The sequence below is a fragment of the Halodesulfovibrio marinisediminis DSM 17456 genome (genome assembly GCF_900129975.1).
In the GTDB taxonomy this organism is placed as follows: Bacteria; Desulfobacterota; Desulfovibrionia; order Desulfovibrionales; family Desulfovibrionaceae; genus Halodesulfovibrio; species Halodesulfovibrio marinisediminis.
The window spans coordinates 493,656-504,358 of record NZ_FSRG01000006.1; the positions used below are offsets into that span (position 1 = coordinate 493,656).

Sequence of the window (10,703 nt, forward strand, 5' to 3'; positions counted from 1 at the left end):
GACTAACAAGTTAACTTAAGCCCATAAAGTTCTTGCAGGAGTATTCTTCAGCCGTTGTCGAAAGTCATTTTTTTGCCTCAATCCTATCGATAGAGCTATAATTTGCGTCAATAATAACGATAAGATTTCAAATAACAAAAGGCGAGGTTTCCCTCACCTATCAACGCCTCAGAACTTCCTTTTAGACCGTATCGATGCATTCAGTTTATCTGGTGAGAAAACTGCAATCTCATCCACCGGAATCCCCCAACAGCCAGGCATCTTCTCAACAGGAAGAACAACTTTTAATTCACAAAGCTGACGTAACGCCTTTTGAAAGCTGCGTACTCCCATTCCAGCAAAAGTGCATAAAACTTGAGGCGCTGCCTGACAAAACGTATACCTATAAAGTTCATATGGAGACCCAGGTCCAAGTATCAAGCGATCTTTTTGAAAAAACACCCCAGGCACCTTGGGTACTTCAAAAAATTTCATAACCGGAAACAAGGCCCGGGCAGTATGGCATAATAGACTCCACGCCCCTCCTTCAATCAATAGTGAGTTTATCTTAATCTGCTTCTGCCCTTCCATTCTGGCAAGTCTATACTCATAGCAACGCACTCCGGAAAAATTCACACTTAGCCCTGAAGTCTCTATAAGACCAACCTGTTGCAGTATTTTAACGGCGCGAACAACACTTGCTCGAGAACATCCTGACTTGATTGCCAGTTCATCTTGAGGCACATGCGCATGTAACTCTTCGCCAGCTAAGCAACACATTACAATATAGACACCTTTAGCAACGGTTGCCAACGAGTGCCACGTGCTTTCAACTACACTCGTCTTGCCTTGCGATTTTCCAATTACTCCATTTGGAAGAAAAAATGGCCTAGGAACAGGTTTCGTCCAATAAAAGCTACTCATTTGAACTCCAACTATAAAAAAGGCACCTTACGGCGCCTTTTCATCTACTCATTAACCAAAGAGTTTAAGACTGGAACAATTGGTTCCCACCACTCCATCAAAACAGCCTTGCCATCCGGCTTATTCAACCATGCCTCGCTACGGTTTACAGCCTTACGCTGTGCCAACCAAAATAACAGCCTATCACACTTAGCCTTACTAAAACCTATTGGGCGCTTAAGCTGGCCAACATTAAAAACCGTCCCTAAAGGATTCGTCATCCCCCATTGTATTAGCAACTTTATTAATGGCTTACACTCTTCAACCACAGCGTTTTCTTCGGCAGTACCGAGCACTTTGATCATTTGTTCTGCAAAATAAAGGGCTAAGTTACAAGCACCATGCATTGTATCTCGCTCAATAAGACTTCCTGATGCCAAGGGAGAGCGTAGCGCGTGGAGAACCATTGCAAGTTTTATAGCTTGAAGATCTAATTTTCCAGCAACGTCTTTAAAACCCTCAAATAAGTTTCCTGGCTCTATAAGTTTATCCACACACACCCGGAACAGACTAAAGCAATCTGCTGCAGCATCAGACAAAGTAAATTTTAAGCTTTCCCCGCTACTCTTCGCAGCAACAGAAGCACATAAAATCCGACTAAAAAGTGAACCTAACTCCCTCTCGGAATCTGAAGACACAAAACCATACCGGGAAAATTTTGCATCCGTAATGATCAAAGGTAAAATGCGAGCAACCAACCCATTCTCACGATATTTTGGCACTCGAAGTAATTTAATTAACGGCTGATCTTGCCATAATATTCCCATAATAAATGTAGGGTTGGGATGAAAAAACGCATGTTTCTTTGTCACATCAGAAATTTCTTCAGAGGACCAAGCACTTAAAAGAGGTCTTATTTTTTCAGGAGACACTGAGTAAAGCTCAGCCAATACGCCCCCCTCAGCATTTATATTCGAGCCTATGCCATCTCGAGCAACTAGCTCCTTAACTATAGAGTACGGAGTAAATTGTGCCATTAGAGGAGATTGAGGAATAACAATCCGGTTAATTCGCCCCTGTAATTCAGAATGCTCGCGAGCCAATAATGCTCGTGCATTCACATCCTCTTCCTTAGCGGCTGCCCGCTCTAGAGCTTTCAGCCTTGCGCTTTCTACTTCACGAATACTAATACGCTCTTGAACCTCTTCAGGTGAAAGCAAGTAATTTTTTTTTAGCGATTGTGTAGCAAGCGCCATTACTCGTTCTAAACAAGGAGTTTTCCCTGAACTAGGAGGAGCTCCTGCTGCAAAATAAAGAGACGACCCTACGACAAAGGATGGTGACACCTCGCAAGTGCCCCCCATAAGCAAAGTTGCTGTTGCAGCAAGGACTGGAACTGCTACCAAATCTGCGCTCACTCCCAATTCACTCGCCAAGCCATAAACATAATCACTAGGTATTTTCGGCAAGCTAGTTGCTGGGGAACAAGGTGAAAAAACATTAGAATAAGGCACGCTGAACCTCCCATTCTTTAGCTAGCCATTCAATAAAGGCTCCTCGTGGATAGGCTACACGGCCACCAGAAATCTTCACCCTTACTGCAGGACCACACCCTAAGCTGTCTTTATTTGCCAAAGTCTTAACCTTAACTGCCCCACCTGTAATCTCTTGCGCCTTTTTTCGTGTAACGACGACTGGACATAACGCCTTAACATCATGAAGTAGCTGTTCTACTGTCATAAAAAAACCTCCCGTCAAATTATGAAGGGAGGCTATGGATTAATTTGCAAAAAAGAGAGGACAAACTTTATTTTTTGATTGTTTTAAAAAAAACAACACGTTATACCGTTAACCTATTTTAACATTTGCGATCCCCATCACGGCAGAATTAAAGTCACGTTTAAGCTGCTTGCTATCAACCCCTCTTCGAAACTCAAATATCGAAACATCTGCTTTGTCATTTTCATAAATATTGAGGTACTCATTCATCGTTCTTCCCAACGACCACTTTTCAAAAGTAACTTTATCCCACATCCATAACCCCAGACAACGGGACAAAAAAGCACGCTGTTCTCTACCAGAGGTAAATGCACGGACTGTCTCAATAGATTCATTAGTCAATAAATACTTATGGGGAGAATGCCAGCGTTGGTAAGAAACTATAGAATCAGTAATAGTATTCCGTACAAGTGGAGGAAGCTTAGCACTATTCTTAATTGACGGATTCTTCTCTATTACGATTTGTATGTCTGCAGAATCAATCTCTCCATAAAAACAATTTTGCTTCGGACGTTTTCTATAATTCTGATAAGCAGCTAAAGCACTTTTCACTTCACTTTTCAAATTAAAACATTCAGAAAGCGAACTAAAATAACAGTAAAAGAAACCAGCTACATGAGCTTCAAAGTATTGTATTTCATCATGCCCTTTAAAATTCGCATCAATAAAATCAACTTGACGCGAATTGATCTTCAAAAAAGTTTCTGCAGAGATTGAGTCAATGTAACTTGAAAGGTTATCCCCTTGTTGCAAACCATAAGCACCCTCCACCGGTAAAGGATTAAGCATCGCCCAAGGAAAATATCCATACTCAACACTTACTGTGTGAAGAAAGCTTAAGGCACTCATGTAGTTAGATTCAGTTCCATTTTCGATTACCGGATAATAAAACAGCTCCTCACCCCCGTCAGACAACCTTAAAGACTTTCCGCGTTCACAATTATGCTTTACCAACAAATCTAAGGGTATCTTGTAGGAGTATTTTGGATTTAATCCAAATTTTCTTTTATGGAAAGCTGCTACTGCCGCACGGAGAGTCTCTACAAAGACAGCTTCTCTAAGCTCTTCTATTTTTTTGTATTTAGTTAATCGAAATAGAGCTGTTTCAAAGTTAGTTTCTTCTGTAACAACATACTTCCTTGCTGCATCACGGTAGCCTTCTACAACACCATCAATCCCTTCCTTATTCTTCTCAAAAACAGTGAGTATGATGCCTGCAACATCTTTTTGTACCACGGATACCATATCTCGATCTTCAAAATCTTCCGGTAGTCCTGCATTACATTTCAAAAATTCATAACGATCTTTTATAAAACGTCTAGTGGTATACTCAAATCTCCAGAACGTTTGTTCAAGATATTTATCTATCGCGCCAGTAGCTTTATTACTCTCTTGATATTCAAAATAGCTTTTCTTGTTACGCATTTTCTCCCTCCTTTAAAAAAAAGAGAGAGTTAAAAACAAAAAGCAGCATGTCAAACCGTTAATTCAGCAAAAAATTTCTCATTGCTAAGTCATTCTTCCAAAACCTTCACTGCTTCTCTTAATCCATCTGGTGCTAAATGAGCATACCGTTCCGTCATTGCAATAGTTGAATGCCCCATTAATGACGCAACTGTATATAAAGGAGTACCTCTCTGCACAAGCCAACTTGCAAATGTATGACGAAGCGTATGGAAAACAACTCGTTGTCTAGAATCCTCAACATTCTCATTCAACCTCAGATCATCTACTAGCTCTTTAAACAAACGTGATACTTCATTCATAGGACCACCAAAACGTCCTATAAAAACAAGTCGCTCTTCTGAATAATCACTTTTGACGTCTTGTTGCAACTTCAACTCACTAAACAACAACTTGGTCATGTATACATGGCGGTTCTTGCCACTTTTTGTATCTCGGATAGAAAGCATCTCGTTAGCAAAATCCACATCTTCCCATGTGAGCTTTAGAATCTCACCTGCTCTAAGTCCTGTATAAAGGGAAAGAAGCATCATGCGATACAGTACAATGTTCCTAGCCTTCGCCCGATCAAGAAGCTCTTTGGCTTCTTTTTCATTCAAAAATCGAGTACGTCGGTTATCTTCTTTAGGCTTTTTGACGCGAGAAACGGGATTATCCCCATGATATAAATCATACGAAATCATCACGTTAAACATTTGGCGGATAACAGCTAACGCATACTCTACAGAACGCAAACTTGCACCTTTTGCTATCATCGCAGATTTAAGTGTTTCTAAATCTTGTACTCCAATCTCAGAAAAGACCTTATGCCCCAATAAAGGAGTGATCCAAATTCGAAAAAGACTCTCTTCACGCTTCCAGGATTTTTCTGCTTTGTTATGTTGAGCTTGAGTAAAGTAATGCTGTTCCCAGACATTGACTAAAGTCATCTTATCCTGCTCTGCCAAACAATACGCCTCTTTCTCTTTTCGTTCAGCTACCTCCGCAAGCTCACGTTTTTCAGCAAGCGTTTGGAAGCCAGTCTTTTCACGATGATTTCGCTTAAGTTGGTTTAATAAGTCAGATACATCTGCTGGCTTCACACCTTCTGAGGCCCATCCAACAGCTTCTGTTTTAGTTTTGCCATTCAGCTTATAGGTAATAGTGTAATATCTATCCTTCTGCCGACCATGCAGACGAGATTGATGCTCGCGATACCTCACGCCAGGGTACTTCGTCTTCATCCATTTTTGAGCAGCCATCACTTCCTCCTGTACAACCATTGTACAACTTTTGTACAACTCCTGTACAACTTTTTGCGTGTACAGCCAAGGTCGCTACGGGAAACTTTGGGCACTCAAAAACTATTCAAGTACTGATTTTAAAGGACTTTTCAAGGAAGCACGGGAAGAAAAAGTAAACAATGGGAAAGTGAAAAATACGGATTCAAAATCCGCCGGCTTTACAGCTGTGGGAGTTCAAGTCTCCCTCTCGGTACCATGTAATTAAAGGCACTTACGTAAAAACACGTAAGTGCCTTTCTTTTATCCTGCCTAAAAAATGCTAGTAAATTGCTATAAAAAATATTGTGACGTCTAGTGCCAATCGCTCCCCGTAATTTTACCCGTCAAGCTGACAGTTCAAAATTAAAGTTTTCAGTGATGATAACTAAAAATTCTGCTGAAAGGGGAAGGTCAACCGTTAAAAACATCATGCAATCACTTTGTATGACAACTTCTACCAGTAACTGGTTTCCATCCCTCATAAAGATAATGGGATAAGTATCAATTCAAGTTATCTGATCTATAAATCTTATTAACCAGTTTATTTTGGGAATCATAATACCAAAAGCCCTTCAGCTATTTTCAGAAGGGCTTTTGAATATAACCTAAATAACTATTGAACGCTTAAGCCCTCATCCAGATATTTAATAAGAGGGTAAATAAAGAACTCAATAAGTCGTCTTGTACCGACATTGATTTCAGCAAGTACAGTCATACCTGAACTCATAGGTACCATCTCACCTTCAACCTTCAGGCGAGGGTCTTTGACAGAGACATAAACTTTGTAGATATCGCCAAGCTTTTCATCTTTAATACTGTCTTTGGAAATCTGGCTCACAGTTCCTTCAAGAGTTCCATACCGTTGATATGTAAAAGCATTAACTTTAATAGTGACGGGCATGTCTTTTTCTATAAAACCGACATCCTTGTTCAACACCTTGGTTTCCACAACCAAAGGACTATTCTTAGGGACAATCGAAATTAGTTTTTCAGCTGGGGTAACAACACCGCCTTCTGTAGTAATGAAAACTTCATTGATCGTACCGGTAACAGGAGAAGCTATGTTTTGTTTTTTGTTAGAAAAAGAAATTCGATCTAAGCGAGCCTTTGTTGAAGCAAGCTTCATGGACGAATTTGCAAGCTCCTCACTTAACTTGTTTGTAAAATCATACTGCAATGCTTCTTTTTGATGCTGAAGCAGTTCGATATGCGTTCTGACTTCTTTTATTTTTGCGCTTACATTGTTCGACGCAATTTCATTTTGCAGAATCTTCCGCAGTAACTCATTGTACTCATTGCGAGGAATAATATCTACTATCGGATCAAGGCGCTGCTTTTGTTCTTCGTAGGTTAACAGCAAGTCCTCGTACCCTTCTTTTTCTAACGATAGCGCTTTAAGCTGCTGGTTTGATTTATGCAGTTCATCATTCTTTGCTGCAATTTGTTTCTGATGTCCATTACGTAATGACGTGTAGATGTCGCGCTGGACCTGAATGCACGCTTTGCCGAAGGCTTCTTCATCAGGGACAAAAGGACGGCCTGAGATAAGTGACTCAAGACGCATGATAGTTATTCCATATGTCTTAAGCTCCTCCCGCAAAGATTCTATCGCCGGGTCAGTTGCGGAAGGATCGATCTCAACTAGCAATTGCCCCTTAGATACTTCATCACCACGGTCGCACAAAATTTTGCGGATAACTCCGGTTTCCAACGGCTGTACAACCTTAACTTTTCCAGAAGGAATAAACTTGCCTTGTCCGGAAACAACAATTTCCGTTTCACCAAACGTAAGCCAAATAATACTTACAAAAATGACTGTGATGATAACCCAAAGAACTAGTGACCCCAGCGGATTTGGCGGTGTCTCTTCAATTTCAGTTAAGATTGGTTTGAAATAGTGGCTGTCATCTCGTGACAAAATTTTTAGGAACCTCAATCTGTGCACTCCTGCAAGGTATACAGTTTCTTGTAGTAGCCATTAGGAATGCGCATGAGTTCGTCATGAGTACCAACCTCAACCAGTTCCCCATTATCCATGGCTAAAATTACAGTACAATTTTTTACGATAGAAATTTTGTGAGCAATAATGAACATTGTTCTGCCGTTGGCAATATGATGCAGGTTTCTACGGATAATAAGCTCTGACTCAATATCAAGGGCAGAAGTAGCTTCATCGAAGATTAAAATACGAGGGTCAGTGATGAGCGCACGGGCGATTGCTATGCGCTGGCGTTGTCCACCGGAAAGCCCTTCGCCTCGCTCCCCCACTTCGGAGTCATATCCTTTAGGCATTCGCGATACAAAGTCGTGAACACCTGTAATCTTGGCTACATGAAGTACCAGATCCATGGAAGCATTAGGTGCACCCATCACAATATTGTCTTTAATCGTACCACTGAATAGATAGTTTTCTTGAAGTACTACGCCGATATTACTTCTAAGCCATATTGGACTTACGTGATTAATATCAACATCATCAATCCGCACACTACCGGAGGAAGGCATGTATAGTCGTTGAATTAACTTTGACACAGTGCTCTTACCGCTTCCGCTTCTACCAACAATACCGACACATGCTCCCGCAGGAATTGTAAAATTGATTCCATTAAGAACCATCGGTGAATCTGGTGCATATCTGAACTGAACTTTATCGAAAACTACATTACCTTCCAGCTTATTCAGCACGATCGCGTTTTCACTCTGTATTTCAGATGGGTGATTCAAAATGTCAGACAACTTTTCTACAGAAATAAGTGTCTGCTGAAGCTCGCTCCAAACACCGATTAATCGCAGCACCGGCCCTGCAAACTGTCCGGAAAGCATATTAAAGGCAATGAGCTGGCCAATAGTTAAATCATTATTAAGTACTAACCGGACTCCTAAATAAAGAATTGAAATTGTCATCATCTTTTGCAGGAAACCGGCAGTCCCTCGAGTGATATTGCTCATGTTGGTCATTTTAAAGTTTGAATGAACATAACGACCAAGATGGTCCTCCCATTTTCGCTGAATACTTCCCTCAATGGCCAATGATTTTACCGTCTGGATCCCAGTTACCGACTCAACAAGGTAAGAGTTAGACTTAGCACCCATTTCAAATTTAGTATTCAACCTTCTTCGAAGTTCAGGAGTAATACATATATAAAGAAGGCCAATAGCAGCCACAAATCCCAAAACAATAAATGTCAGTTTCATGCTGTACATAAGCATAACGACAACAAACACGACTGAAAAAATGAGGTCGATTATAACTGATACTGTTTTGTTGGTAACAAAGTTGCGGATATTTTCCAGTTCCCGAACACGAGCAATTGTGTCCCCGACTCGCCTGGATTCAAAATAAGGACAAGGCAACGAAAGCAAATGGCGGAACAGTTGTGCCCCCAACTTTGCATCCATCTTGTTTGCTGTATGAGTAAAAAGATAATTTCGTGCAAGGTTCAAAACGTACTCAAATACTGCAATTACAATAAAGCCAATCGCAAGAATTTTAAGAGTCGTCATCGCCCGATGAACGAGTACCTTATCAAGAATAACTTGTGTAAACAGTGGTGTTACTAGACCGAAAAGTTGAACAACAAATGAGGCCAGCAGGATTTCTGCCATGATACCTTTTGCATTGAAAACTTCTTTAAAAAACCATCCCAATCCAAATCTGACAGACTCTGACAACCATCTATGGCTAAGGATAATGTGACGATCCGTTGTCAGTTGGCGGTATTCCTCCATGGAAATAGAACGGGTTGCGCCTTCTGCAGGAATGTATACAAGGACAGTTTGTTCCTCTTCCTTATATCCCAGCACAACAAAGAAAGTATCATCACTTGCTTGAGCAATAATAGGATATGGATATTTTTTATGACATTGATCCAACGTAATATTTTTCTTTTTTGCGCGTAAACCAAGACGCTTAGCTATCCGGACAAGCTCTTCACTAGAAATGTCATCGGATGATATACAATGCTCGCGAACAATGTTGGGGACATCTATTCGCACTTTATTTATACGTGCAACAACCTCAAGCGATACTAAGCCACTATTCATGCTTTGTTGCCTCCATCTGGTACTGCAAGCGCAACAATTCATGCGATAACTCTATAACACTTTTGTCGAGAGCTGTTTTCTGTTCTAGTAATACAATACTGCGACGAATTGCAGTTTCGGCATCTATTTCTTTAGCTTTTTTCAAGCGGTTGAGCATATTAAGTTCTTTTTCGAGAATGTTTACCATCTCACGTTTTTGCTTTTGATCATTTATCAAATACTTATACTGTCGCTGACTGATATTCAGTTCTGTTTGCAGCTGTTCTTTTAATTTACGTTTTTCAGCACGGATGCGTTGCTCAGCAAGTTCAGATTGCTGCACCTTATGTCTATTACGTAATGCATCCGATAAAGGAATCACCAATGAAACACCGACCTTGAAATTTGACTCAGATACGTCTTCATACGCTTTCACCATATCCTTACTATTGGAGCCATATAGTAGGTAAGAGCCGTACAAGGATACCTTTGGAAAATATTCACCTTCAGATGCCGCTGTTTCTGCTTGCTGGCTGGAAAGTTCGTTTGAATATCGTTCCACGCCGGGATGTTTATCAATATCAAATAAAAAATCGGTAAGATCCGGCCTTGGAAGTTTGGAAAATTGAACATTACCTTGTAAGGAAGAACCTGTATAAAAATTAAGTTCTTCAAGCTTCTTATTAAACTCAAATTCACACAAAGAAAGCTCGTTCTCTTTTCTTTTTAGTTCTGCATACTGTCTTGCCGCATCAATAGGTCCCTTCTTACCTGCAGTAAATAGACGGTCACAAATAAGCTTTAACTCTTCGGAGTATTGAACAATTTTTTGTAGATTCCGGACTTGTTGGGAAAGCGCCATTGCCGCCGAATATGTTTGCAAAACATTCAACCGAAGCTTTAGTTTTTCTGCCAACGCGGTCGATTTAGAAGCAAGAATTGCTTTTTTTAATGCAAGTTCCTTTTGAAATCGAATTCCAAAATCGTAAAGAACATAATTTGCGCGTACCGACATCGAATTTTGATACTTTGTTCCAGTAGACTGAACAACATCACCTACTGAAACGACCGAGCCCCACCCATTACTTAAATCAGAAGAGTATTCAGTGTTACCTTGCGCGCGTAGAGTGGGGTAAAAATCATACTGCTGCTCTTCTAACCGCTCCTGTTGAAGTTTAGTCTCTGTGGTATACTTATCAAGGTCTGGAGAATGCTCTATTGCTTGCTTTTCTAATGTATCTAGAGAGATTATTTCACAATAACACTCTGTCACTCTAGACAAAGTCATAAAGA

8 protein-coding genes are annotated in these 10,703 nt (G+C 40.5%); all 8 read right to left on the reverse strand.

Annotation, left to right across the window (positions count from 1 at the left end):
* Positions 1–168: 168 nt before the first annotated feature.
* The gene (locus BUR09_RS13470; protein WP_074217458.1) at positions 169–903 is read right to left on the reverse strand and encodes a helix-turn-helix domain-containing protein; all 735 of its coding nucleotides are present in this window, start codon (positions 901–903) and stop codon (positions 169–171) included.
* A 44-nt stretch (positions 904–947) separates the two neighbouring features.
* Complete coding sequence (locus BUR09_RS13475; RefSeq protein WP_074217459.1) at positions 948–2,396, reverse strand: DUF3987 domain-containing protein; 1,449 nt, start codon at positions 2,394–2,396, stop codon at positions 948–950.
* Complete coding sequence (locus BUR09_RS13480; protein WP_074217460.1) at positions 2,383–2,622, reverse strand: hypothetical protein; 240 nt, start codon at positions 2,620–2,622, stop codon at positions 2,383–2,385. The genes BUR09_RS13475 and BUR09_RS13480 overlap by 14 nt, the downstream gene beginning before the upstream one ends.
* A gap of 108 nt (positions 2,623–2,730) precedes the next feature.
* A complete protein-coding gene (locus BUR09_RS13485) occupies positions 2,731–4,086 on the reverse strand; it encodes a hypothetical protein (RefSeq protein ID WP_074217461.1) in 1,356 nt (451 codons plus the stop codon).
* 89 nt (positions 4,087–4,175) lie between these two features.
* Positions 4,176–5,366, reverse strand: coding sequence for a tyrosine-type recombinase/integrase (locus tag BUR09_RS13490; protein ID WP_074217462.1), 1,191 nt, complete (start codon positions 5,364–5,366; stop codon positions 4,176–4,178).
* Positions 5,367–6,000: 634 nt separating this feature from the next.
* Complete coding sequence (locus tag BUR09_RS13495; RefSeq protein ID WP_074217463.1) at positions 6,001–7,323, reverse strand: HlyD family type I secretion periplasmic adaptor subunit; 1,323 nt, start codon at positions 7,321–7,323, stop codon at positions 6,001–6,003.
* Complete coding sequence (locus BUR09_RS13500; protein WP_074217464.1) at positions 7,320–9,431, reverse strand: peptidase domain-containing ABC transporter; 2,112 nt, start codon at positions 9,429–9,431, stop codon at positions 7,320–7,322. Before BUR09_RS13500 ends, BUR09_RS13495 begins: the two co-directional genes overlap by 4 nt.
* Positions 9,424–10,698 carry a TolC family protein gene (locus BUR09_RS13505; protein ID WP_074217465.1) on the reverse strand — a complete coding sequence of 425 codons (1,275 nt, stop codon included), beginning with the start codon at positions 10,696–10,698 and terminating at the stop codon, positions 9,424–9,426. The genes BUR09_RS13500 and BUR09_RS13505 overlap by 8 nt, the downstream gene beginning before the upstream one ends.
* Between the last annotated feature and the right edge of the window lie 5 nt (positions 10,699–10,703).

Excerpts from the sequence above, each read along its gene's own strand:
- BUR09_RS13485 (WP_074217461.1), bottom strand. The coding sequence starts at position 4,086 with ATGCGTAACAAGAAAAGCTATTTTGAATATCAAGAGAGTAATAAAGCT.
- BUR09_RS13490 (WP_074217462.1), bottom strand. The coding sequence starts at position 5,366 with ATGGCTGCTCAAAAATGGATGAAGACGAAGTACCCTGGCGTGAGGTAT.
- BUR09_RS13470 (WP_074217458.1), bottom strand. The coding sequence starts at position 903 with ATGAGTAGCTTTTATTGGACGAAACCTGTTCCTAGGCCATTTTTTCTT.
- BUR09_RS13480 (WP_074217460.1), bottom strand. The coding sequence starts at position 2,622 with ATGACAGTAGAACAGCTACTTCATGATGTTAAGGCGTTATGTCCAGTC.
- BUR09_RS13500 (WP_074217464.1), bottom strand. The coding sequence starts at position 9,431 with ATGAATAGTGGCTTAGTATCGCTTGAGGTTGTTGCACGTATAAATAAA.
- BUR09_RS13505 (WP_074217465.1), bottom strand. The coding sequence starts at position 10,698 with ATGACTTTGTCTAGAGTGACAGAGTGTTATTGTGAAATAATCTCTCTA.